Source organism: Streptomyces sp. NPDC045022, assembly GCF_056432605.1.
This window is the reverse complement of the sequence record NZ_JBWKIR010000002.1, coordinates 603,554-628,473: the sequence shown is the minus strand read 5'-3', so window position 1 is coordinate 628,473 and position 24,920 is coordinate 603,554. Positions and strand designations below refer to the sequence as shown.

Sequence of the window (24,920 nt, the reverse complement as noted above, 5' to 3'; positions counted from 1 at the left end):
GGGGGAGGGGAGGATGCGGCCGGGCAAGGGATCACGGGGGGCGGGCAGCGGCGAGAGCCGGGTGAACGAGATCTCGGGCGGTTCGTTCCACGGCCCGGTCATCCAGGCCCAGCACGTGGACACCCTCAACATGCCCGCACGGCCCACCGGCTCGGAGTATCTGCTGGGGGCTCTCGCCGGTGCCCTCTTCGTCGCGCTCGGCGTGTTCCTGGGGGCCCGGGGCGGCGACGTCCGGATGGGGGCGGCCACGCGGTGGACGGCGGTGTCCGGTTGCGCCGCCCTGGCCGTGCTGCTGGTCGTGCTGCCGATGCTGCGCCACCGCCGGGAACTGCGGCGCGCCACCGCCCTCGTGCCGGCCGACCGCCTGAACACCGCCGCCGACACGCTCGCCGTCATGCTCGAGGCCCAGTACGCGCGCGAGGAGGAGCACGGCAGGATCGGCGACCCGATGCCGCTTCCGGTGCGCTGGCGGCCCGCGGCGCCCGACCTCGCGGACCACCCGGCGACCCTGTTCGCCACACCCGCCCCGTCCGCTCAAGGGCTGGACATGGCCGGCGAGTTCGGGCAGGTGGCCGACCGGTTCGCCCTCCTGCCGCGTGGACGCCTCGCCGTGCTCGGGGGGCCGGGCGCCGGGAAGTCGGTCCTCGTCGTGCGCCTCGCCCGGGAGCTGTTGCGCGCTCGTGGCGGGCGGGAGCCGGTTCCGGTGGTGCTGCCTCTCGCTTCCTGGAGCCCCCGCGAGCAGCCGTCCGTGTGGTGGTGGGCGGCCGGTGAACTCGCCGAGACCCACCCGTCCGCGATCGCGGCACCCGGCGCGGCCCGGAGCACCGTGGCCCACCGGCTCATCACCTCCGGCCGGGTCCTGCTCATCCTGGACGGCTTCGACGAACTGCCGCCGGCCGCCAGGGTGAAGGCGCTCGCCCAACTGCGCGGTGGCCTGCGCAGTGACGTTCCGCTGGTCCTCACCAGCTGCACCGCCGCATACCGCAAGGCCATGACGGACGGAGACGTACGACTGCCCGGTATGGCGGCCATCGAACTGCGCCCGCTCGACGCCGCGGACGTCTGCGGCTACCTTCCGCTGTCCGCCCGGCCCCGGCCGGGCGCCGCGGCGCCGGACGGCAGCGCGCCCACGAAGTGGGACCCGGTTCTGGCAGTTCTGCGCGGCACGGAGGAGCCCGAGGAGAGCCGGGCCCGGCAAGCGGCGCGCGTCCTGCGCGCCGTCCTGCGGACCCCACTGATGGTGACGCTGGCCCGCGCCGTGTACAGCGACACCCCCGCCGAGCCGGAGGAACTGCTCACCCCCGGGCGGTTCCCCACGGAGCGCGCGCTGCAGCGGCATCTGCTGAGCGCCTTCGTCGATGCCGCCTATGCGGCGGACAGCGCCGCCGCTCCCGGCGGCCCACCCCGATGGACCGCGGCGCGCGCCCGTCGCTGGCTGGGTGAGCTGGCCCTGAGCCGCAGCGAGTCCGGTCAGCAGACCATCGCATGGTGGCGGCTCGACCGTATGCTCCCGCGCCGGGCCATGCTCGTGCTCAGTCTGCCCGTGGCGGTGCTGCTCGCGGTGGCCGTCGGCGTGGCCGGGGTGCCGTGGACGGACGGCGACCGGGTGGCGCACCTGCCGATGTGGCTCGTGGCCCTGGTGGGCACGCTCGCGCTCGCGGTCGCCGAGTGGCGCGGGGCCGTCGTGGAGCCGGTGCCGCCGAGACGGCTCGCCCGCCCCGCGGCCGGGAGCGTCCTGTCGTCGCTGCGGGAGCGCAGGCTCTCGCTGCTGGTCGCGGCCGGTGTGCTGTGGTGCCTGACGCTGTGGTTCCTGACGGTGGCGCCGGCGGAGGGGGGCGGCGAGTGGTCAGCCGCGGCCGCCGTCGCCGGAAGCGTGGCGTTCCTGGGGCTGCAGGAACTGCGCACGGTCGTACGGCCCCCCGCCGATCCCGAGTCCCGTGGCCCGGCGGCTCTGCTGCGGGCCGACCGGCGGTCGGTGCTGGCGGTCGGCTTCGTCTCCCCGCCCGACCGCACCGTCGTGCTGCCGCTGCACAAGGCAGCGCTGGCAGCCGTGACCTTCGCCGTGCTGGCCTGGGGTATCGGCCGCGGCGGGGACCAGATGCAGGCATCGCGGTGGGGTGCTGTCTGCGCCGCGGTCGTCCTCGGCTCGGGCGCCCTGAGTTTCGCCTCCTCCGCCTGGGGGCGGTACTGCGCGGCCCGGCTGTGGCTGGCCCTCACCGGGCGCCTGCCGTGGCAGCCGATGCACTTCCTGCAGGACGCGCACCGGCGCGGAGTGCTGAGGCAGATCGGCGGCTACTACTCCTTCCGGCACCTGGAACTGCAGAACGAACTCGCCAAGGAGGCGTCCGCCCGCCGGGTTGAGCAACCACAGGCCCCAGCGGCCGTACGGAGCCTGACCCTCCGCCTCCTGCACCAGGACCCGACGGTCACGGCACTGGGCGTGCTGATCGCGCTGCCCGCCGCGTTCGCCCTGGTCGGCGGAGCGTTGGGCGGGCCACCCGCGGCGGGCCCGGTCCGCTCCCTGAAGCCGGCCTGCGACCTGCTCACCCCGCAGGACCTGCGGCCCGCGCTGGAGGATCCCGCTCGGGTTGCGCTCGACACCGACCGCGTGGCGATACTCAACGCGGCGCGGGCCGTGGCGTTCGAGTACCCGCCGCTGGGCGGCCACAGCAGCTGTTCCTACGCCGAGCAGGCCCCGCTGCGCCCGGACACCGTGATCACCGTCGGGGTCGGCTACGCCGTCGCCACACCGAACGGCAGCAGCCGCGACTCGGCCGAGCAGTGGGTCGGGACCACCGCCCTGTCGGCGAGCGGACGGGGGACCGGGGTCGGTGACGCGGCGCGGTGGGGCATCACCACGGTCTACGGAGACGACCCGGCCGCACGGCAGTCGCTCGGTGGCGGGATGGTGGAGATCCCGGTCGGCCAGGTGCGGGCACGGGCGGACAACATGGTGGTCGCCGTCGACGTCAGCATGGAGTTCGCCACCCGGACCCAGGTGCAGGAGATGGCAGGGCTCGTCGCGCGGACGGTGCTGCGCCACGCGGGAAGGACCGGGCCACCGGAGCCGGCGGAGCGCACCCTGCGGGACCTGCGTCCGGCACGGCCGGTCCGGTACTCGCGGTTCGGGCTGTACGACACCACGGCGTCGGCGCGGTTGGAGGGAGCGGTGTGGGGGGCCGGTGACCGGTCCTTCATCAGGGCTTTCCACCCGCGTCCGTACTTCTGGATGGCGCTACGGCTGCCGCGCGGAATGAAGTGCCAGGACGCCTCGCCCCACCTGGTGTCCAGCGCAGACGATGACGACGGCGTCACGTGCTCCGCCGGCACCGGGCACGGGCGCGTGCGCATGGACCTGGTGATCCACGACTGCCTGGGCGGTTGTTCGGGTGCGGAGCGCGACAGGTTCTACGCGACCCGCCCCGACCCCCGGCCCGGCACCTTGCCGCGGCATGACCGTGCGACCCGGTACCGCGTCGACGACGACTCCGGCGACGGCCGCACCGCGTACCTGGTGCGTCAGCTGCGCACCTGGTGGGCACCGCCCTCCTGGAACGGCGAGAAGAACACCGCCAAGCGGCCGCTCGGCTACTTCCTCTGGCTCCGGGTCACGGCTCCGCCGGGCCAGGGCGACATGGCCGAGAAGATCATGAACGACGCCTTCCGCCAGCGTGCCGCCGACGGCCGCTGAACGCGCCCGCCATGAGGACCGAGTGGGTCGGCGCGCTCGCCGCCTACGCGGTAGCCGGGACGGCTCACGCGGTCCCCTCGTCCCGGTCGAAGCGAGAACGGAGGGAACGGGTGTGCGGACCGCGCTCTCGGAGGGGTCTCCGCAAGCGCCTACCCTTGAGGGCATGACCAGCAGCAGCGACCGGAGCCTCGCAGTGGACGTTCAAGCACCCAAGAGCTACGAGATCCGCACCTACGGGTGCCAGATGAACGTCCACGATTCCGAGCGATTGTCCGGGCTGCTCGAAGAGGCCGGGTACGTGCGGGCGCCCGAGGGGTCGGACGGGGACGCCGATGTCGTCGTCTTCAACACGTGCGCCGTGCGGGAGAACGCCGACAACCGGCTGTACGGCAACCTCGGCCGGCTCGCGCCGAGGAAGGCCTCGCGGCCCGGGATGCAGATCGCGGTCGGCGGCTGCCTCGCGCAGAAGGACCGCGACACCATCGTGAAGAAGGCGCCCTGGGTGGACGTCGTCTTCGGTACGCACAACATCGGCAAACTGCCCGTCCTCCTGGAGCGCGCCCGCGTCCAGGAGGAGGCGCAGGTCGAGATCGCCGAGTCGCTGGAGGCCTTCCCGTCCACCCTGCCGACCCGGCGCGAGAGCGCCTACGCGGCCTGGGTGTCGATCTCGGTCGGCTGCAACAACACCTGCACCTTCTGTATCGTCCCGGCCCTGCGCGGCAAGGAGAAGGACCGCCGTCCCGGCGACATCCTCGCCGAGGTCGAGGCGCTGGTCGCGGAAGGTGTCTCGGAGATCACGCTGCTCGGCCAGAACGTCAACGCCTACGGCTCCGACATCGGCGACCGCGAGGCCTTCAGCAAGCTGCTGCGCGCCTGCGGAAAGATCGAGGGTCTGGAGCGCGTCCGCTTCACCTCGCCGCATCCCCGAGACTTCACCGACGACGTCATCGCGGCCATGGCCGAGACGCCGAACGTGATGCCGCAGCTGCACATGCCGCTCCAGTCCGGCTCGGACACCGTCCTGAAGGCGATGCGCCGTTCCTACCGGCAGGACCGTTACCTGGGGATCATCGAGAAGGTGCGGGCCGCCATCCCGCACGCCGCGATCACCACCGACATCATCGTGGGCTTCCCCGGCGAGACCGAGGAGGACTTCGACCAGACGCTGCACGTGGTGCGCGAGGCGCGGTTCGCGCAGGCCTTCACCTTCCAGTACTCCAAGCGCCCCGGCACCCCGGCCGCGACCATGGAGAACCAGATCCCCAAGGAGGTCGTCCAGGCGCGCTACGAGCGTCTCGTCGCCCTCCAGGAGGAGATCTCCTGGGAGGAGAACAAGAAGCAGGTCGGCCGCACCCTGGAACTGATGGTCGCCGAGGGCGAGGGACGCAAGGACGGCGCCACCCACCGCCTCTCCGGCCGCGCCGCCGACAACCGGCTGGTCCACTTCACCAAGCCGGAGCAGGAGGTGCGCCCCGGCGACGTGGTCACCGTCGAGGTGACCTACGCCGCCCCGCACCACCTCCTCGCCGAGGGCTCCGTCCTCGACGTGCGCCGCACGCGCGCGGGGGACGCCTGGGAGAAGCGCAACGCCGCGGAGGCCGCCAAGCCGGCGGGCGTCATGCTCGGACTGCCGAAAATCGGCGTACCGGCGCCACTGCCGGTCGCCACGGGCAGCGGCTGCGGCTGCGACTGACCGGTCACGAGCGGACTACTTGTCGACAAGTGGAACACGGGGGAGGACGAGCCGATGGCTCGATGGGCGCTGCTGCTCGACAAGCCGCCTGGCGAGGGGCCGTACCGCAAGCAGTACGAGCTGATGGCCACGGTCGACGGGGCGCGCGAGGAGGCCGAGGCGCGGTTCTCGGAACTCGTGCGGCTGTACCAGCCCCGTCATCCCATGTATCCGTTGCGGATGCGCCGGTACCGCACGGGTGACGGGTGGATGCTGGTCGGGGACGGCTCCTCCGGCGGGGTGTTCACGTACCACTTCCTGTTCACCGAGCTGGAGTGGGACTCGGGACCGATCACCTACTGACCGCGTACCCTGCCGATCATGCTTGTCGCCGCCGCAGTATGCCCCTGCCCTCCCCTGCTCGTCCCCGAGGTCGCCGCGGGTGCCGCTCCCGAACTGGACGCCGCGCGCACGGCGTGCGCGGATGCTCTCGGCGTGCTCGCCGCGGCCCGTCCTGACCTGCTGGTGGTCCTCGGGCCTGCCGAACAGAGCGGACGCGGACCGTTTCCGCAGGGCACCCCGGGCTCCTTCCGCGGGTTCGGGGTCGATGTGGACGTACGCCTGGGCGGCGCCACGGATGCAGCTCCCGGGCGGGAGCTGCCCCCCTCGCTGGCCGTCGGTGCCTGGCTGCTCGAGCGGACCGGCTGGGCGGACGCCCCCATCGAGGGGCTCGGCATCGGGGAACCGCTCGCGCCCGAGCGGTGTATCGAAGCCGGAAGGGAGATCGGCGCCCGGGCCGCGCGAGTGGCGCTGCTGGTGATGGGAGACGCCAGCGCGTGCCGCACGGTCAAGGCGCCGGGTTACCTGGACGAGCGGGCGGCACCCTTCGACGCGGAGGTCGCGCGGGCGCTGGGCGCGGCTGACCTGGCGGCCGTCCAAGCGCTGGACGCCGAGCTGGCGTACGAGCTGAAGGCCTCGGGCCGCGCCCCCTGGCAGGTCCTGGCCGGTGCCGCAGAAGGCGCGGGCCTCAGCGGCGCCCTGCTCTACGAGGACGCGCCGTACGGCGTGGGGTACCTGGTCGCCACCTGGTCCTAGCGGCGGGACACCTGGCCGCGGGCGGAACGGGGGCGCGGGGGCGCCTTGCCATGGACGCAGGGCACGCGCCGCCGTCGGTGGGCAAGCTCGGCGACGGGTGTGGGCCCGCGCTCTGCCATCGACGCACGCTCAGGGTGGCTGCGGGCGCGCTCGGCGTGGGTGTGCGCCGGCCATCCGGTGTGGCCGCCGACGCTCTCCCGCGCGCGCGAACGGCGGACGGCCGGGAGCCGTTCCGCTCCGCGGCCGTCCGCCGATCACCCTCCGCCGCTCACCGTCCGCCGATCATCGTGGCCATGAGGCGATCGCCGTGCCGTCGGGGTGATCACCCTGCCGGTGAGGCGATACTGCCGTTACGAGGAACCGAAGAACCTCAGGATGCCGCCCTCAGGAAGTCGGCGGCGGACCCTCCGGCCGAGTCGGCCGGTTCGGCCGGAGCGGGGTCGTCGGGTCGCCGGCAGTCGCTTCCGGGCCCTCCTTGTGCGCGAGGCGGTCCATCGCTCCCTTGGCCTTGCCCGTACCCGCGTGGATCTTGTCGCTGTACTTGCCCTTGGTCCGCTCGTCGACGACCTTCGCGGCCTTGTCGATGCCGTGCTGGACCTTGTCCCCGTGCTGCCGCGCGAGATCCGACACCTTGTCCTTGGCCGGGGCGAGCTTGCTCTTCATGTTGTCCAACAGACCCATGGTTCACCTTCCCTCGCGGGACAGTCACCTGCGGGCGCCGTCGCCGGCCTCGTTGTCGGCGGCCTCCTCGGCGGACTGCTGCTTGGGGATGTCGGCGCCCCCGGACGCATCGTCCGTGCCGGCCTCTGTCCGGGCCGTCACGTCCTCGCGCCCCTCCTCGGCCGGACCCTCCGCCTTCGCCGACTCGGCTTCCTCCGCCTCCGCCGACTCCACCTCCACCGACTCCACCACGGCCGGCTCCGCTGCAGTCGCCTCGGCCGTCTCCGGCTCCGAGCCGGCCTGCGCCGGGGCGGCCGACGCCCCCTGAGTCGCCTTCGACCTGCCGAGGAGTCGTGCAAAAACGCCCATATCCACTCCATACGGTACTCGTGCGGGCGAATTCCCGCGTCGCCCCGTGCGTCATGTTGCGCCGCCCGGGTCACCGCCTCCGGCACTCCGGCGGGCGGCGCTTCGCTTCGGCCAACGACCCGGATCCCGCACCGTCACGTAACTCGTTCGAGACCGCCTCCACAGGTTTGCGAGACTGGTGCGGTGAGCAGCGCACCCCTCGCCCCCCGCGTCATCGCCGTAGTCGGTCCGACCGCGGCCGGAAAGTCCGATCTCGGAGTCTTCCTGGCCCAGCAGCTCGGCGGTGAGGTCGTCAACGCCGACTCCATGCAGCTGTACCGGGGGATGGACATCGGTACCGCCAAGCTGACGCCCGAGGAACGCGGCGGCATTCCACATCACCTGCTGGACATATGGGACGTGACGGTCACCGCCTCGGTCGCCGAGTACCAGAAACTGGCCCGCGCGCGGATCGACGCGCTGCTCGCCGAGGGCCGCTGGCCGGTCCTGGTCGGCGGCTCCGGCCTGTACGTCCGCGGTGCCGTCGACAATCTGGAGTTCCCCGGCACCGACCCCGAGGTCAGGGCCCGCCTGGAGGAGGAGCTGGCGCTGCGCGGCTCCGGCGCGCTGCACGCCCGCCTGGCCGCCGCCGACCCGGAGGCCGCCCGCGCGATCCTGCCCGGCAACGGCCGCCGTATCGTGCGGGCACTGGAAGTGATCGAGATCACCGGCCAGCCTTTCACCGCGAACCTGCCCGGCCACGACTCCGTCTACGACACCGTCCAGATCGGGGTCGACGTGGCTCGCCCGGAACTGGACGACCGCATCGCGCGCCGGGTCGACCGGATGTGGGACGCGGGCCTTGTGGACGAGGTGCGCGCCCTGGAGGCGCGGGGGCTGCGCGAGGGGCGTACGGCGGCGCGCGCGCTGGGCTACCAGCAGGTGCTCGCGGCGCTCGCCGGGGAGTGCACCGAAGCGGAAGCGCGGGCCGAGACCGTACGTGCCACCAAGCGCTTCGCGCGCCGCCAGGATTCGTGGTTCAGGCGCGATCCGCGGGTGCACTGGTTGAGTGGGGCCGCGGCGGACCGCGTGGAACTTCCACACCAGGCCCTGGCATTGGTCCATCGACCGGTCACAGCCTGATCACGTGATGGCATCGGGATGCGTCGCCGGTCATCGCGGCCTTCGGTGGCGTGCCATCATCGAGCTTCGATCGACCAAGTGGAGCCTAGTTGGGAGGGCGCGTGGCGATGGAGGCCGGCCCTCGCGACACCGCACAAAGTGCCGAGCACGTCACCACCGACGGTGACGAACCGGACCAGGCCGAGAACCGTCTGGCCGACGACGGACCCGACGAGACACCGGTCGAGGTGACCGCCGACGGGCCGGCGCCGGAGGAGATGTACCCGGGCGGGCCGGAGGTCGAGGTCGAGCTGCGCCCGCAGCGCCGACTGCGCATCTGGCAGCTCGCGCCCATCGTGGGACTCTCCGCCGTCGGCTCCCTGATGTTCGCCTTCCCGCTCGCCTTCGACTTCGGTGACAGCGGCGCCGTCATCGCCATGCTCGGCCTGCTGATCTGCTCCTGCGCCGCCGGCTGGGGCATGATGGCCGCCCGCCGGGTGGGCTACACCTGGCCGGGGCTGCCCGCCCGCGGCTCCGGCCGCCGCTCCGACTGGCGGGTCGTGCTCGCCTACGTGCTCCTGGTGGCCGTGGTGGTCGTCCTGGCGGTGTGGCGCGTGGCAAGGCTGCGCTGAAGCGCTCCGAGAGGCGTGCGGCACTGCGTTCGACGTGCGGCGACCGCCGCCACGGGCAACCTCCCCGCTCGAGCGGAGTCGGCGGCTTGGGGAGCGGCCGGCCCGCACCGTCCCCTCGGCACCACCGGCGGGGCCCTCCCGTACGATCGAGGAATGAGCACGCGGATCGTCTTCCTCAAGGGTCACGGCACCGAGAACGACTTCGTGATCCTTCCGGACCCGGAGAACGCCCTCGACCTGTCCCCGGCCGCCGTCGCCGCCCTGTGCGACCGCCGGGCCGGGATCGGCGGCGATGGCGTGCTGCACGTCGTGCGGTCCGCCGCGCACCCGGAGGCCGCGGAGATGGCCGCCGAGGCGGAGTGGTTCATGGACTACCGCAATGGCGACGGCTCGGTCGCCGAGATGTGCGGTAACGGCGTCCGTGTGTTCGCGCGCTACCTCCAGCACGCCGGGCATGTGGCCGAAGGGGACCTCGCGATCGCCACGCGCGCGGGCGTGCGGACCGTCCACATCGCGAAGGACGGTGACGTCACCGTCGGCATGGGCAGCGCCCGCCTGCCCGAAGGCGACGTCACGGTGAGTGTCGGCGGCCACAGCTGGCCCGCGCGCAACGTGAACATGGGCAACCCGCACGCGGTCGCCTTCGTGGCCGACCTCGCACAGGCGGGCCGCCTGCTCGATCCGCCGCCGGTCAGCCCGTCGGGTGCCTACCCCGACGGCGTGAACGTCGAGTTCGTCGTCGACCGCGGCCCCCGCCACGTCGCCATGCGGGTGCACGAGCGCGGCTCCGGCGAGACCCGCTCCTGCGGTACGGGCGCGTGCGCCGTCGCCGTGGCCGCGGCCCGGCGCGACGGCGCCGACCCGGCCGTCACCGGCACCCCGGCGACGTACACCGTCGACGTGCCCGGCGGCCGCCTCGTCATCACCGAGCGGCCCGACGGCGAGATCGAGATGACCGGACCCGCCGTGATCGTCGCCGAAGGCCAGATCGACGCCGAATGGCTGGAAAACACGCTCCGTTGACCTGGCGGAACGACGACGGTGACGGTCCCCTGGGCCCGGACCAGCGGTTCTTCGCAGCCGGGGCGGTTCGAAACCGCGGCCGAGTCCAGGGCATGTGGCGCAAATCCTAAACCTCCTTTTCGTCGCTCGAATGGGTGATCCGTTTCACGCTCGGCGAGAGGCGGTCGGTCGGGCGTGGTGGGCTCGATAGCATCAAGCACCGGCACGGACGGGGGAACGTCGCCAAACCCTGAGCCGCGTACGCCCTGGGGCCCCCGTCCGCCGGTCCACGAGCCGGAGGTGCCCATGAGTGCGGAGGCCACGAACCCTGCGACCCCTGGTCCGGTAGCGCCCGCAGCGCCACAGGCGCTCACAGCGCCCGTGGCGGCCCGCAGAAAGTCCCGGCCCCGGATCGACCTGCGTCGGCTCGGCCGGGCCGCGCTGCTCGGCTCCGCCGTCCGGGGCAGGCTGCCCGACGCCATCGGCCACGTCGTGGAGGCGCACCGCGCCCACCACCCCGATGCCGACCTCGAACCCCTGCGCCGCGCCTACGTCCTGGCGGAGTCCTCACACCGCGGCCAGATGCGCAAGAGCGGCGAGCCGTACATCACCCACCCCCTCGCCGTGACACTGATCCTCGCCGAACTCGGCGCGGAAACGACGACATTGACCGCGTCACTCCTCCACGACACCGTCGAGGACACCGATGTGACGCTGGAACAGGTGCGGGAACAGTTCGGCGAGGAGGTTCGTTATCTCGTCGACGGTGTCACGAAACTGGAGAAGGTCGACTACGGAGCCGCGGCCGAGCCCGAGACCTTCCGCAAGATGCTCGTCGCCACCGGCAACGACGTGCGCGTGATGTCGATCAAACTCGCCGACCGCCTCCACAACATGCGCACCCTCGGCGTGATGCGCCCCGAGAAACAGGCGCGGATCGCCAAGGTCACCCGGGACGTCCTCATCCCGCTCGCCGAACGCCTCGGCGTGCAGGCCCTGAAGACCGAACTGGAGGACCTGGTCTTCGCCATCCTCCACCCCGAGGAGTACGAGCACACCAGGGAACTCATCGCCAGGAACACCTCCCGGCAGGGCGATCCCCTCGCCGAGGTCGCCGACGAGATGCGCGGCGTGCTGCGCGAGGCCGGCATCCAGGCAGAAGTGCTCATCCGCCCCCGGCACTTCGTCTCCGTCCACCGTGTGGCCCGCAAACGCGGACGGCTGCGCGGCGCCGACTTCGGCCGCCTCCTGGTGCTGGTGAACGAGGACGCCGACTGTTACGGCGTCCTCGGCGAACTGCACACCTGTATGACGCCGGTCGTCTCGGAGTTCAAGGACTTCATCGCCGTACCGAAGTTCAACCTGTACCAGTCGCTGCACACGGCTGTGGCCCGGCCGGAGGGCCAGGTCGTCGAAGTCCTCATCCGCACCCACCAGATGCACAAGGTCGCCGAGGCCGGTGTCGTCGCTCTCGGCAATCCGTACGCCCCCGGGGCCGACGATCCCGTCGACGGCGAGCGCGCCGACCCCACCCGCCCCGGCTGGCTCTCCCGGCTCCTCGACTGGCAGCAGGGCGCCCCCGACCCCGACACCTTCTGGTCCACACTGCGTGAGGACCTCGCCCAGGACCGCGAGATCACCGTCTTCCGCCCCGACGGCGGCACCCTCGGCCTGCCCGAGGGCGCCACCTGCGTCGACGCCGCCTACGCCCAGTACGGCGAGGACGCGCACGCCTGCATCGGCGCCCGCGTCAACGGCCGCCTCGCCACGCTCAGCACCGTCCTCAAGGACGGTGACACCGTCCAGCTCCTGATGGGCCAGGACCCCGCCTCCGAGCCCTCGCGCGAGTGGCTGGACCACGCCCACACCCCGGCCGCCCGCATCGCCATCCAGCGCTGGCTGGCCACACATCCCGGCGGCGGGTCCGGAACCGACGAGGCGAGCGGCACCCGTCCCGAACCCGCCGAGGACAGCACCCCCGCGCGCCCCGCGGACAGCGCCGCCGAGAGCGCCCGGGCCGAGCGTCCCCACGGCGCCGACGTCCTCGTGGACCGGCCCGGGGCTCCCGTGCGGCTCGCCGGGTGCTGCACGCCCGTACCGCCGGACGAGATCACCGGGTTCACGGTGCGCGGGGGAGTGGTGACCGTGCACCGTGCGGAGTGCGCCGCGGTAGGCCACATGAAGAGCCGGGGGCGCGCGGAGATCGGCGCGAGCTGGGGAGACACCGCCGCGTGCCGCGTCACGCTGGTCGCTGAATCGTTCGGCCGCCCCCATCTCCTGGCCGACCTCACCGAGGCGATCGCCCTGGAGGGCGCCGAGATCGTCTCCGCCACCGTCGAGCCGCCCAGCCAGCAGCGGGTGCGCCACACCTACACTCTCCAGCTCCCCGACGCGGCTCACCTCCCGGCCCTGATGCGCGCCATGCGGGACGTGCCCGGGGTGTACGACGTGTGCCGGTCCCGGCACCAGGCGCCGGCCCCCTGAAGACCGCTGCCGTGAGCGGGGCGAGGGCCAGGCACCGGACCGCTGTCGTGAGCCGGGCGCCGGGCACGCACCGGCCTCTTGAGGACCGCTGCCGAACCCGCTCCCGCACCAGGCACCGGCCCCCTGAAGACCGCTGCCGTGAGCCGGGCGAGAACCAGGCACCGGACCGCTGTCGTGAGCCGGGCGCCGCGCACGCACCGGCCTCTTGAGGACCGCTGCCGAACCCGCTCCCGGCACCAGGCACCGGCCCCCTGGTGGCCCCTGGACCGGGAAGCCGCGGGGCGGCCAGGCGGCCCGGGGGTGTGAGCCGAAGGCCCCGGGCACCCAACCCGTTCGGGTGGGCCGGGCGCGCGTCGCCGCCGTAGCGCGGGCCCGCCCTGGTAGCGGTGGTCCATGCTGCTCACCCCACGCCCCCGTGCCCTCCCCCGGATCTCCCGGCACCGGAAGGCGGCCCTGCTCGCCTCCGCCGTCTCCATCTGTCTCCTCGCCGCCGCGGCCCCGGCCGAGCCCCTGGGCGTCGGCGACCGGCTCTACCCGTACCTGGGCAACCCCGGGTACGACGTGGCCTCGTACGACCTGTCCCTCACCTACCCGGGCAGCAACGACAAGCCGCTGCAGGCCGTCACCACCATCGACGCCTGGACGACCGCCGATCTGGACCGGGTGAACCTCGACTTCGCGCACGGCACCGTCCAGTCCGTCGACGTCGACGGACACCCCGCGGACTTCACCAGCACCGGCGAGGACCTGGTCATCACCCCGGACCACCCCCTGGAGGAGGGCACCTGGACCCGGATCAGCGTGCGGCACAGCAGCGACCCCGTCCCCGGCAAGGACCAGGAGGGCGGCTGGGTGCGCACCTCCGACGGCCTCGCCATGGCGAACCAGGCCGACGCCGCCCACCTGGTCTTCCCCTGCAACGACCACCCGTCCGACAAGGCGCTGTTCACCTTCCGGATCACCGCGCCGAACGGCTACACCGCCGTCGCCAACGGCCTGCCCGCCGGAGCGGAGCGGGTCGGGCGCACCACCACCTGGACCTACCGCACCCAGCACCCCATGGCCACCGAACTGGCCCAGGTGTCCATCGGCCGCTCCAGCGTGGTGCACCGCGAGGGACCGCACCGTCTGCCGGTCCGCGACGTCGTGCCCAGCGCCGACCGCAAGGCGCTCGAACCGTGGCTCGCCAAGACGCCCGACCAGATCGCCTGGCTGGAGAGCAAGGTCGGCCGGTACCCGTTCGAGACCTACGGCGTGCTCATGGCACAGGCCTCCACCGGCTTCGCACTGGAGACGCAGACCCTCTCACTCTTCGAGAAGGACCTGTTCACCGAGCCCGCCTATCCCAAGTGGTACGTCGAGTCGGTCATGGTGCACGAGCTGTCCCACCAGTGGTTCGGCGACAGCGTCAGCCCCCGCACCTGGTCCGACGTCTGGCTGAACGAGGGGCACGCCACCTGGTACGAGGAGCTGTACGCCGAGGAGACGGCGCACCGGCCCATGGAGGACCGTATGAAGGCCGCCTACGCCGCCTCCGACCGCTGGCGGGAGGCCGGCGGTCCGCCCGCCCGGCCCAAGCCGCCCGCTCCCGGCCAGAAGATCGGCATCTTCCGGCCGAACATCTACGACGGCGCCGCGCTCGTGCTCTACGCCCTGCGGCAGGAGATCGGCCGGCCGGCCTTCGAGCGGCTGGAACGGCTCTGGGTCCATGAACACCGTGACTCCACCGCCACCACCGCCGACTTCGTCCAGCTGGCCTCGTCGGTCGCCGCCCGCGACCTGAGCGGCTTCTTCCAGGCCTGGCTGTACGGCGAGAAGACCCCGCCGATGCCCGGACACCCGGACTGGAAGCCCCAGGCGCCGAGCCGGCCCACCAAGGCGCACACCCGCCGATAACCCCGTGACGAGACGGGCCGTCCCGTGCGACCATCTTCAGGTCGGCGCGACACGGGACACGGGACACGGGAATCTCCCGGGGTACCCGTGCGTTGCACAGGATGAGCGGTCCGCCGACCGCGCACCGAAGCCGTAACGGCATTCCCATCGACGTAAGGATCCAATGACCTCCTCTTCTTCCCCTTCCCAGGACACCAAGCGCCTCGCGCACGCCTATCCCGAGGGTCTTCGGGCCGATGCCCTGATGGAAGAGGACGTCGCCTGGAGCCACGAGATCGACGGCGAGCGGGACGGCGAGCAGTTCGACCGCTCCGAGCGCGCGGCCCTGCGCCGCGTCGTGGGCCTCTCCACCGAGCTGGAGGACGTCACCGAGGTCGAGTACCGCCAGCTCCGCCTGGAGCGGGTCGTGCTCGTCGGCGTCTGGACCACGGGAACCGCGCAGGACGCGGACAACTCCCTCGCGGAGCTGGCCGCCCTGGCCGAGACCGCGGGCGCGCTCGTGCTCGACGGCGTCATCCAGCGCCGCGACAAGCCCGACGCGGCCACCTACATCGGCTCCGGCAAGGCCGAGGAACTGCGCGGCATCGTGCTCGAAACGGGCGCGGACACCGTCATCTGCGACGGTGAGCTGAGCCCCGGGCAGCTGATCCACCTCGAGGACGTCGTCAAGGTCAAGGTCATCGACCGTACGGCCCTGATCCTGGACATCTTCGCCCAGCATGCCAAGTCCCGAGAGGGCAAGGCGCAGGTCGCGCTCGCGCAGATGCAGTACATGCTGCCGCGGCTGCGGGGCTGGGGTCAGTCGCTGTCCCGTCAGATGGGCGGCGGCAAGGGCGGCGGGCTCGCCACCCGTGGTCCCGGTGAGACCAAGATCGAGACGGACCGGCGGCGGATCCGCGAGAAGATGGCGAAGATGCGCCGGGAGATCGCGGAGATGAAGACCGGCCGCGAGATCAAGCGCCAGGAGCGCAAGCGCCACAAGGTGCCTTCCGTCGCCATCGCGGGCTACACCAACGCCGGCAAGTCGTCCCTGCTCAACCGCCTCACGGGCGCCGGCGTCCTGGTCGAGAACGCCCTGTTCGCGACCCTGGACCCGACCGTCCGCCGTGCGGAGACCCCGAGCGGCCGCCTGTACACGCTGGCGGACACCGTCGGCTTCGTCCGGCACCTGCCGCACCACCTGGTCGAGGCATTCCGCTCCACCATGGAGGAGGTCGGCGAGTCCGACCTGATCCTGCACGTGGTGGACGGCTCGCACCCGAACCCGGAGGAGCAGCTGGCCGCCGTGCGCGAGGTGATCCGGGACGTCGGCGCCACCGACGTACCCGAGATCGTCGTGATCAACAAGGCGGACGCGGCCGACCCGCTGGTCCTCCAGCGGCTGCTCAGGGTCGAGAAGCGCTCCCTCGCCGTCTCGGCCCGCACCGGCCGGGGCATGGAGGAGCTGCTCGGCCTGATCGACAACGAGCTGCCCCGCCCCTCGGTCGAGATCGAGGCGCTCGTGCCGTACACCCACGGCAAGCTCGTCGCCCGCGCCCACACCGAGGGCGAGGTGCTCTCCGAGGAGCACACCGCGGAGGGCACCCTGCTCAAGGTCCGGGTGCACGAGGAGCTGGCGGCGGACCTGGCGCCCTACGCACCGGTCTCCGCGGCCTGACCCACGGCACCACGAAGGCCCGCCACCCCTCGGGGCGGCGGGCCTTCGCCATGCCTGTGCGAGCGGTGTTACCGCCCGGCGAACTTCTTGCTGACCGACTCGTAGACGCCCTTGGCCACGTCACCCAGCCGGGGACCGGCCAGCCAGCCCGAACTCACCGGGCCGATGGACGTGTTGGACACCAGCGCCGGCTTGCCGTCCGCGCCCGTCTCCACCCAGCCGCCGCCGGAGGAGCCACCGGTCATCGTGCAGCCGATCCGGTACATCGTCGGGTCCGGCTTGTTGATGGACAGCCGGCCCGGCTTGTCCTGGCACTGGTACAGCAGCTGACCGTCGTACGGAGCCGCCGCCGGATACCCGGACGCCGTGATGCTCTTCACCTTCGGCACGGCCGGGGCGTCGAAGTTCACCGGGAGCGCCCCGCCGACCGTCTCCTCCAGCGACTTGCCGCCGCTACCCTGCTCCGGCGTCACATGGATGACCGCGAAGTCGTACGAGGCGCCGTTGCCGCCGGTCTCGCCGCCCTGGTCGATCCACTGCTGGGAGGTCTGCGCCGCATCGGCCCACCAGACGCCGTACGGGGCGACTTCGGACCTGCTGGCGCCCTGCAGCTGCGCGGCCGACTTGCCGGCGTTGTTGTACGACGGTACGAAGGCGATGTTGCGGTACCAGCCGCCGCTCTTGCCGGCGTGCACACAGTGACCCGCCGTCCAGATCATGTTGGACTTGCCCGGGTGCGCCGGGTCCTCCACGACCGTCGCCGAGCAGACCATGGTGCCCTCGGGCGAGTCGAAGAACACCTTGCCCGAAGTGGCCGCGTTCGTGTGGTACGGCGGGGCGACGGCCTGCGCCTTCACCGGCTGCGGCGTCGGGTCCGTGACGCCCTGGTCACCGGAGATGTCGTTGTCGTCGACGCCCTTGTCCGGGTCGTTGGCGTCCCGCATCCGGTCCGGGTCCCACAGGCCCTTGATGATCGGGTTGATGAAGTCGTTGGCCTCGCGCAGCCAGTCTTCCCTGTTCCAGTTCTTCCAGGCGCCGTTCTTCCACTTGTCGATGTTGATCCCGTGCTCCTTCAGCCTCTCCTTGAGGTCGTCCGGGATCCGGATCTTGCCGTCGCCGGAGCCCGCCGCCGTCGCGGTGGCGGTCGGCTGGCTGTCGGCGTTGTCGTCGCCGTTGCAAGCGGTGGCGGTCAGCGCCAGCGCCGGGACGAGGGCGACCGCCGCCAGCGTGGAGGTGCGGCGGCTGCCCCTCCCTCGCCGAACGGTGAACGACGGCCGTATGGATCGCATGCTCTTGACTCCCCCTGCTGTGAAGGAACTCGGCGCTTCGGCAGTGACACCGGCGATGACCCCAAGGGGAGTTGATGCCGGTCCCACGACCATCTGGGAACGGCATCACACACTATGCGCTCGCTGTGGGGGACTTCCGACGGAACGGCAACGGTTCGGCTACAAGCCATTTGACCAGGCCAGTCACAGACGGATCGCCCCATTTTCGACGTCCGGACACATCCGACGGTCTCCGGGCGGCCGGCGGCTCCACCCACCGTGGGCGGCGCCCGCGAGCAACGGTCGCGTCATGGCAATGATCTCGGAGCAACCCGTAACCCGCCGTCCGGTCCGCGGTTGTAGCGGTGGGGGGCCTGCTGCCTGTGTCCGGTCCCCGGGGATCAACTTGCCTCTGAGGAGCGGGGAGGACAACGAGCCGTGGCCGTTACGGAGTCGAGGGCTGGAGGGCTGCACGGGGAAACGCGTGCTGTGCACGAGGGGATCCTGAGACGCCAGTCGGCGCGTGAATCCTCGGCGCGCACCTACGCCCGGGCCCTGCCCATCGTGCCCGTCCGGGCGCGAGGGCTCACCATCGAGGGCGCCGACGGCCGCCGCTACCTCGACTGCCTCTCCGGCGCAGGCACACTCGCCCTCGGCCACAACCACCCGGTCGTGCTGGAAGCCATCCGCGGGGTCCTCGACTCCGGCGCTCCGCTCTCCGTCCTCGACCTCGCGACCCCCGTCAAGGACGCCTTCGTCACCGAGCTGTTCCGCACGCTTCCGCCCGGCCTCGCCGACCGCGCCCGGGTCCAGTTCTGCGGACCGGCCGGCACCGACGCCGTCGAGGCCGCTCTGAAACTGGTCCGGGCCGCGACCGGCCGCACCGGCGTCCTCGCCTTCACCGGCGCCTACCACGGCATGACCGCCGGTGCGCTGGCCGCCTCCGGCGGCGCCCGCGAGGTCCAGGTCGCCCGCCTGCCCTATCCGCAGGACTACCGCTGCCCCTTCGGTATCGGCGGTCCACGCGGTGCCGAACTCGCCGCCCGCTGGACCGAGTCCCTCCTCGACGATCCCAAGTCGGGCGTACCGCTGCCCGGCGGGATGATCCTCGAACCCGTCCAGGGCGAGGGCGGAGTGATCCCCGCGCCGGACGACTGGCTGCGCCGTATGCGGCGGCTCACGGCGGAGCGGTCCATCCCGCTGATCGCCGACGAGGTCCAGACCGGAGTGGGCCGGACGGGCGCCTTCTGGGCTGTCGACCACAGCGGCATCACGCCCGACGTCATGGTCATGTCCAAGGCCATCGGCGGCAGCCTGCCACTGGCCGTGATCGTCTACCGCGACGATCTCGACGTCTGGCAACCCGGCGCCCACGCGGGCACCTTCCGCGGCAACCAGCTCGCCATGGCCGCCGGCACCGCCACCCTCACCTACGTCCGGGAGAACGGCCTCGCCGCCCGAGCCGCCGACCTCGGTGCCCGGATGCTGACGAGGCTCCGGGACGCCATCGGCGGCTTTCCGTGCGTGGGGGAGGTGCGGGGGCGTGGGCTGATGATCGGGGTCGAGCTGGTGGAACCGGAGACGGACGGAGCGACCTCCGGCGTGGTGCCCGTCGCCGGCCGTCACCTCGCGGCGCCGGACGACCTGGAGCCCTCCCGTACCGCGCCCCCGGCCGCGCCCGAACTCGCCGCGGCGGTTCAGCGTGAGTGCCTCCAGCGCGGACTGATCGTCGAACTCGGTGGCCGTCACGCGGCCGTGGTCCGGCTGCTCCCTCCGCTGACGCTGAGCGACGAGCAGGCGACAGCAGTCCTTGACCGGCTGACGGACGCGGTGGCAGCGGTCGCCCGCGACCACCCGGACCATCGCACGCACCACCGACGACACCACGGTCCTGCCCAGCACGCGGGCTGACCCGCGCCACCCGGCCTCCCGCGACCCGCACGAGCCGTGCGACGACGAAGCCCCCTCTCATCCATGCCTCCCCACAAGGACGTCCGGTCCGACGCCGCAAGCCCCGTGAGAACCCCACAGCCATCGCTTACGCGCCCGCCCTCCCACCGAAGCGGCCCCCGGCCTGCCAGGCGGCCGCCGGTCACGAGGGAACGGCGGCCAGGCGGACGACGGGAATGGCTCGCACCACCCCTTCCCCAGCCCCAGGAGCCGTCATGAACGACACCCCCACCCCCGACGGCCGCTCCGGTGCTCCCGACGAACAGGGAGACTCCGGTGCCTCGAACTCTCCCGTCCCGCTCGCCGACTCGTTCCCCCAGCAGAAGCGGCGGAGCATGTCACTCCTGCGACCGACGGAGCCGGGCGCCGACCCGCTGGACGATCCCGACCCCAGCACCGCCGCGCAGGCCGCCGCCGCGGAGAACCTGCTGCGCTGCTGGGTACGCGAGACCGACCTCGCAGCCCCCGCGACCGGTGCCCTCCACATCGCCCTGCCCGCCAGTGGCACCTCCCTGACCGTCCCGGTGCGCTACTGGTCCCTGACGGGCTGGCACCGCTTCGGACCACCGCGCTTCACCGGCGCCCCCGAGGACGCCCCGCCCGTCGACGCCGTCACCCTCGCGGCTCTCCTCACCCGTGAGACCGCGCCGCAGGATGCCCCTCCTTTCGATGCCGTCACCCTCCCGGCGCCGCTCACCAGGGACACCGCCGTAGCGCCGGGCAGCACCCCCCGCACCGCGGACGCCGCTGCCGCCGGTCCCGCTCCCGTCGGCTCCACCGCCGACGGCCCCGCCGCCTTCGGACACGGCGACGGCGGCGACCTCGTGGCCAGGGTGGCCGACTCCCTCCGCCGTACCGCGACCTTCATCCGCGACCGGCGCGCACACCCCGTCGACGCCCCCGACCTCTTCCTCAGCGCTGAGCAGGCCCTCCTCCTCGGGCATCCCCTGCACCCGACGCCCAAGAGCCGCGAAGGCCTGACGGAGGCCGAAGCCCGCCGGTACTCACCGGAGCTGCGCGGCTCCTTCCCCTTGCACTGGATGGCTGTCGCCCCCTCCCTGCTCGCCACCGACTCGGCCTGGACCGAGCGCGGTCGTCCCGTCCCCGCCGGCCACCTCACCCGACGCCTCGCCGGATCCGCACTGCCCCTGCCCGACGGGTACACCGCCCTGCCCCTGCACCCTTGGCAGGCACGCGAGGCGCGGCACCGCGAATCCGTGGCCGCGCTCCTCGACGCCGGGCTCCTCCGCGACCTCGGCCCCGCCGGCCCGCACTGGCATCCCACCTCCTCCGTGCGCACCGTCCACCGATCAGGGGGACCGGCGATGCTCAAGCTGTCGCTTGGCCTGCGCATCACCAACTCCCGCCGCGAGAACCTGCGCAAGGAACTCCATCGCGGCGTCGAGGTGCACCGGCTGTTGCGTGCCGGCCTGTTCAAGCAGTGGCAGGCCGTACACCCCGGCTTCGACATCGTCCGCGACCCGGCCTGGCTCGCCGTCGACAGCCCGGACGGGCCGCCGGTGCCCGGCCTGGACGTGGTGGTCAGGCACAACCCGTTCACCCCCGCGGACGATGTCGGCTGCGTCGCCGGACTCGTCTCCCCCCGGCCCCTGTCCGAGCAGGACCCCGACTCCTCGCCTCAGCAGGCCGCCCGGCCGATGTGTTCCCGGCTGGGCCAGCTCGTGGCGCGGCTCGCCGCACGCACCGGCCGGCCCGTCGCAGCCGTCGCCGCGGAGTGGTTCCTGCGGTACCTGGAACAGGTCGTCCGTCCCGTGCTCTGGCTCGACAGCGAGGCCGGCATCGCCCTCGAAGCCCACCAGCAGAACACGCTGCTGCTGCTGGACCGGGACGGCTGGCCCGCCGGTGGCCGCTACCGCGACAACCAGGGGTACTACTTCCGTGCGTCCCGGCGCGCCGAACTGGATGCCCGGCTGCCCGGTATCGGCGAGCGGAGCGACACCTTCGTCACCGACGAGGTCACCGACGAACGCTTCGCCTACTACCTCGCCATCAACAACGTGCTCGGACTGATCGGTGCTTTCGGCTCCCAGCGCCTGGCCGACGAGCGACTGCTCCTCGCGGCCTTCCGCCGCTTCCTCACCGACCTCGTCTCGGGACCCGGCGCTCTGCGCACCTCCCTGCCCGGCCGCCTGCTGGACTCACCCGTCCTGCGCTGCAAGGCCAACCTGCTGACCCGGCTGCGTGGCCTCGACGAGCTCGTCGGCCCGGTCGACACCCAGTCCGTCTACGTCACCATCGCCAATCCCCTGCAGCCCTGAGCCCGTTGCGCTTCTCCGTGAGCGACTCACCGGACTTCCCGCCCTTCCGAGGACCATGACCCACTCCGTCTCCTGAGAGGAGCGCACCATGCCTCCCACCGACGCGAACGCCGCCCCCGGCTCCGCCCCCTCCCGCCCGGGCCGCACCGGCCCCCGAGCCGACTTCGCCGACGCCCGGGACGCCCTGTTCAGCAAGTTCGCCGTCGAGGACGACGACGCGGACAGCGAGGACACGCTGGATCTGCACCTTCCCTCCGACTACATCGCCCTCTTCACCGTGGGGACGCCCGGTCTCCTCGACCGACTCCACACGTGGGGGCCGGTGGCCACCGCCGTCGGCTCGTTCCACTTGGTGCCCGTACGTGTCGAGCGTGACCTGCCACTGATCCATGGCTGGATGAACGACCCCGCCGTCGCCGAATTCTGGGGACTCGCCGGACCACGGAAGCGGACGGAGGACCACCTGCGGGCGCAACTCGACGGCGATGGGCGCAGCGTGCCGTGTCTGGGGGTGCTGGACGGCACCCCGATGAGTTACTGGGAGATCTACCGGGCAGACCTGGACCCGCTGGCCCGGCACTATCCGTCCCGTCCGCATGACACCGGGATCCACCTCCTCGTCGGTGGTGCCGAGGACCGGGGACGGGGCCTGGGATCCGCCCTACTGAGAGCCGTGGCCGATCATGTCCTCGACCGGCGCCCTGCCTGCGCACGTGTCGTGGCGGAACCGGATCTTCGCAACACCGCCTCCATTGCCGCCTTCCTGAGCGCCGGCTTCCGGTACGCGGCCGAGGCCGACCTGCCGGACAAGCGGGCCGCGCTCATGATCCGGGACCGAATTCTGCGCCGTGTGCTGTAGCGCCGAGTGACGGCGCGTTCACAGCCGAGTGACGGCGCGTTCACAACTGAGCAGGGTCTTCGACCGGTCGGACTCCTTCCACCTGCCACCAGACCTTCTCCCACCACCGCATCAGACCTTCTCCCACCACCGCATCAGACCCTCTCCCACCACCGCACCAGGAGCTTCGGCCGTGATCCCGCCCCCTCTCCCCGCCGTGATCGCCCGTTTGTCAGTGCCGGGTCGTAGGGTGGTCGGGCTATGACGAAGCCCTCACTCCCAGAACTCCTGCATGCCGCCGTCACAGCCGTCGGCGGCACGGAGCGCCCTGGCCAGGTCACCATGGCCGAAGCGGTCGCCGAGGCGATCGACGACGGATCCCACCTGCTGGTCCAGGCCGGCACCGGCACCGGTAAGTCGCTGGGCTACCTGGTGCCCGCGCTCGCGCACGGAGAACGGGTGATCGTCGCGACGGCCACGCTCGCCCTGCAGCGCCAGCTCGTGGAGCGCGACCTGCCCCGCACGGTCGACGCCCTGCACCCCCTGCTGCGCCGCCGCCCCGAGTTCGCGATGCTCAAGGGCCGGTCGAACTACCTGTGCCTGCACCGCCTGCACGAGGGCATGCCGCAGGACGAGGAGGAGGGGCTCTTCGACCAGTTCGAGGCCGCCGCGCCCACCAGCAAGCTGGGCCAGGACCTCCTGCGGCTGCGGGACTGGGCGGACGAGACCGAGAGCGGCGACCGGGACAATCTCACCCCGGGCGTCTCCGACCGGGCCTGGGCCCAGGTGTCGGTGTCGTCGCGGGAGTGCCTGGGCGCGTCGAAGTGCGCGTACGGCGCCGAGTGCTTCGCGGAGATGGCCCGCGAGCGGGCCAAGCTCGCCGAAGTCGTGGTCACCAACCATGCGCTGCTGGCCATCGACGCCATCGAGGGCGCCCCGGTGCTGCCCCAGCACGAGGTGCTGATCGTGGACGAGGCACACGAACTCGTCTCCCGCGTCACCGGCGTCGCCACGGGCGAGCTCACTCCGGGTCAGGTCAACCGTGCCGTGCGCCGTGCCGCCAAGCTCGTCAACGAGAAGGCCGCCGATCAGCTCCAGACCGCCGCCGAGGGCTTCGAGCGGCTGATGGAGCTGGCCCTGCCCGGCCGTCTCGAGGAGATCCCCGAAGATCTCGCCTATGCCCTGATGGCGCTGCGCGACGCCGCGCGCACGGTCATCTCCGCGATCGGCGCGACGCGTGACAAGTCGGTCCAGGACGAGGACGCGGTCCGCAAGCAGGCGTTGGCCTCGGTCGAGGCGGTGCACGACGTGGCGGAGCGGGTCGCGAACGGCTCGGAGTGGGACGTCGTCTGGTACGAGCGTCACGACCGCTTCGGCGCCTCCCTGCGGGTCGCCCCGATGTCCGTCTCCGGGTTGCTCAGGGAAAAGCTCTTCGCGGACCGCAGCGTCGTCCTCACCTCCGCGACCCTCAAACTGGGCGGCGACTTCAACGGCGTCGGCGCCTCCCTCGGGCTCGGCCCCGAAGGCGTGGAAGGCGAGGATCTGCCGGAGTGGAAGGGCATCGATGTCGGCTCGCCCTTCGACTACCGCAAGCAGGGCATCCTGTATGTCGCCAAGCACCTGGCGCGCCCCGCGCGTGACGGCGACCGCGCCGACATGCTCGACGAGCTGACCGAGCTGATCCAGGCGGCCGGCGGCCGTACTCTCGGGCTGTTCTCGTCCATGCGGGCCGCCCAGCTCGCCGCGGAGGAGCTGCGCTCCCGCATCCCCGAGTTCCCGATCCTGCTGCAGGGCGAGGAGACACTCGGCGAGCTGATCAAGAACTTCGCGGCCGACCCGAAGACCTGTCTCTTCGGCACGTTGTCGCTGTGGCAGGGTGTCGACGTCCCCGGCCCCAGCTGCCAGCTGGTCGTCATGGACAAGATTCCGTTCCCGCGTCCCGACGATCCGCTGATGAGTGCGCGCCAGAAGGCGGTCGAGGACGCGGGCGGCAACGGCTTCATGGCGGTGGCCGCCACTCATGCCGCTCTGCTGATGGCCCAGGGTGCCGGTCGCCTCGTACGCGCGTCAGGGGATCGCGGAGTGGTCGCCATACTGGATCAGCGGCTGGCCACGGCGCGGTACGGGAGCTATCTCAAGGCGTCACTGCCCGATTTCTGGTACACGACGGACCGTGACCAGGTCCGCAGGTCGCTCGCGGCGATCGACGAGTCGGCGAAGCGGGCAGAGGCGGAGCAGGCGGCAGGGAAGTGATCGCTGGGTGGCCCGGCCGACGCCGGCCGGGCCACCCAGCGATGCGCAACCGACCGGGCCCACTTCGGCGGGG

Annotated in this window: 17 protein-coding genes; 14 read left to right on the top strand and 3 right to left on the bottom strand. The window is 72.3% G+C overall.

The annotated features are described in order from the left end of the window. Positions 1-13 precede the first annotated feature (13 nt). The 4 genes from AC07C1_RS05965 to AC07C1_RS05950 all read left to right on the top strand — a co-directional run bounded on the left by AC07C1_RS05965 (position 14) and on the right by AC07C1_RS05950 (position 6,458). On the top strand, positions 14-3,691 hold the full coding sequence (locus tag AC07C1_RS05965; protein ID WP_478937172.1) for an NACHT domain-containing protein: 3,678 nt from the start codon (positions 14-16) through the stop codon (positions 3,689-3,691). A 163-nt stretch (positions 3,692-3,854) separates the two neighbouring features. Beyond that, complete coding sequence (gene miaB, locus AC07C1_RS05960; protein ID WP_478937171.1) at positions 3,855-5,384, top strand: tRNA (N6-isopentenyl adenosine(37)-C2)-methylthiotransferase MiaB; 1,530 nt, start codon at positions 3,855-3,857, stop codon at positions 5,382-5,384. A 54-nt stretch (positions 5,385-5,438) separates the two neighbouring features. Further along, complete coding sequence (locus AC07C1_RS05955) at positions 5,439-5,726, top strand: hypothetical protein (protein WP_478937170.1); 288 nt, start codon at positions 5,439-5,441, stop codon at positions 5,724-5,726. Positions 5,727-5,744: 18 nt separating this feature from the next. Next, positions 5,745-6,458, top strand: coding sequence for a class III extradiol dioxygenase subunit B-like domain-containing protein (locus tag AC07C1_RS05950; protein ID WP_478937169.1), 714 nt, complete (start codon positions 5,745-5,747; stop codon positions 6,456-6,458). Positions 6,459-6,842: 384 nt separating this feature from the next. Here the strand turns inward: AC07C1_RS05950 and AC07C1_RS05945 are convergent, their stop codons facing one another. Then, positions 6,843-7,139 (bottom strand): antitoxin, encoded by a 297-nt coding sequence (locus AC07C1_RS05945; RefSeq protein ID WP_478937168.1) that lies wholly within the window; start codon positions 7,137-7,139, stop codon positions 6,843-6,845. A 24-nt stretch (positions 7,140-7,163) separates the two neighbouring features. Further along, positions 7,164-7,487 carry a hypothetical protein gene (locus AC07C1_RS05940; RefSeq protein WP_478937167.1) on the bottom strand — a complete coding sequence of 108 codons (324 nt, stop codon included), beginning with the start codon at positions 7,485-7,487 and terminating at the stop codon, positions 7,164-7,166. A gap of 183 nt (positions 7,488-7,670) precedes the next feature. On the opposite strand from AC07C1_RS05940, the gene miaA reads away from it, so the two are divergent. The 6 genes from miaA (at position 7,671) to hflX (ending at position 16,259) form a co-directional block, all read left to right on the top strand. After that, positions 7,671-8,609 carry a tRNA (adenosine(37)-N6)-dimethylallyltransferase MiaA gene (gene miaA / locus AC07C1_RS05935; RefSeq protein ID WP_478937165.1) on the top strand — a complete coding sequence of 313 codons (939 nt, stop codon included), beginning with the start codon at positions 7,671-7,673 and terminating at the stop codon, positions 8,607-8,609. A gap of 107 nt (positions 8,610-8,716) precedes the next feature. After that, on the top strand, positions 8,717-9,220 hold the full coding sequence (locus AC07C1_RS05930; protein WP_478937236.1) for a hypothetical protein: 504 nt from the start codon (positions 8,717-8,719) through the stop codon (positions 9,218-9,220). A 153-nt stretch (positions 9,221-9,373) separates the two neighbouring features. Then, positions 9,374-10,243, top strand: a complete 870-nt coding sequence (gene dapF, locus AC07C1_RS05925; protein WP_478937164.1) for a diaminopimelate epimerase — start codon at positions 9,374-9,376, stop codon at positions 10,241-10,243. A gap of 285 nt (positions 10,244-10,528) precedes the next feature. After that, entirely contained in the window at positions 10,529-12,706 is a 2,178-nt protein-coding gene (locus AC07C1_RS05920) for a RelA/SpoT family protein (protein ID WP_478937163.1), read from the top strand. Between the two features lie 393 nt (positions 12,707-13,099). After that, the gene (locus AC07C1_RS05915; RefSeq protein ID WP_478937161.1) at positions 13,100-14,602 is read left to right on the top strand and encodes a M1 family metallopeptidase; all 1,503 of its coding nucleotides are present in this window, start codon (positions 13,100-13,102) and stop codon (positions 14,600-14,602) included. Positions 14,603-14,765: 163 nt separating this feature from the next. Next, on the top strand, positions 14,766-16,259 hold the full coding sequence (gene hflX, locus AC07C1_RS05910) for a GTPase HflX (protein ID WP_478937159.1): 1,494 nt from the start codon (positions 14,766-14,768) through the stop codon (positions 16,257-16,259). Positions 16,260-16,327: 68 nt separating this feature from the next. Here hflX and AC07C1_RS05905 read toward each other — a convergent pair whose 3' ends face one another. Next, positions 16,328-17,548: a trypsin-like serine peptidase gene (locus AC07C1_RS05905; RefSeq protein ID WP_478937158.1), complete on the bottom strand. Its 1,221-nt coding sequence runs from the start codon at positions 17,546-17,548 to the stop codon at positions 16,328-16,330. 417 nt (positions 17,549-17,965) lie between these two features. Here AC07C1_RS05905 and AC07C1_RS05900 point away from each other — a divergent pair, with 417 nt between their 5' ends. From AC07C1_RS05900 to AC07C1_RS05885, 4 genes are all read left to right on the top strand, one after another. Beyond that, positions 17,966-19,438, top strand: coding sequence for a diaminobutyrate--2-oxoglutarate transaminase family protein (locus tag AC07C1_RS05900; protein ID WP_478937156.1), 1,473 nt, complete (start codon positions 17,966-17,968; stop codon positions 19,436-19,438). 254 nt (positions 19,439-19,692) lie between these two features. Beyond that, entirely contained in the window at positions 19,693-21,756 is a 2,064-nt protein-coding gene (locus AC07C1_RS05895) for an IucA/IucC family protein (RefSeq protein WP_478937155.1), read from the top strand. Positions 21,757-21,844: 88 nt separating this feature from the next. Beyond that, on the top strand, positions 21,845-22,615 hold the full coding sequence (locus AC07C1_RS05890; RefSeq protein ID WP_478937153.1) for a GNAT family N-acetyltransferase: 771 nt from the start codon (positions 21,845-21,847) through the stop codon (positions 22,613-22,615). Positions 22,616-22,855: 240 nt separating this feature from the next. After that, positions 22,856-24,847 (top strand): ATP-dependent DNA helicase, encoded by a 1,992-nt coding sequence (locus tag AC07C1_RS05885; protein ID WP_478937152.1) that lies wholly within the window; start codon positions 22,856-22,858, stop codon positions 24,845-24,847. Positions 24,848-24,920: the final 73 nt, after the last annotated feature.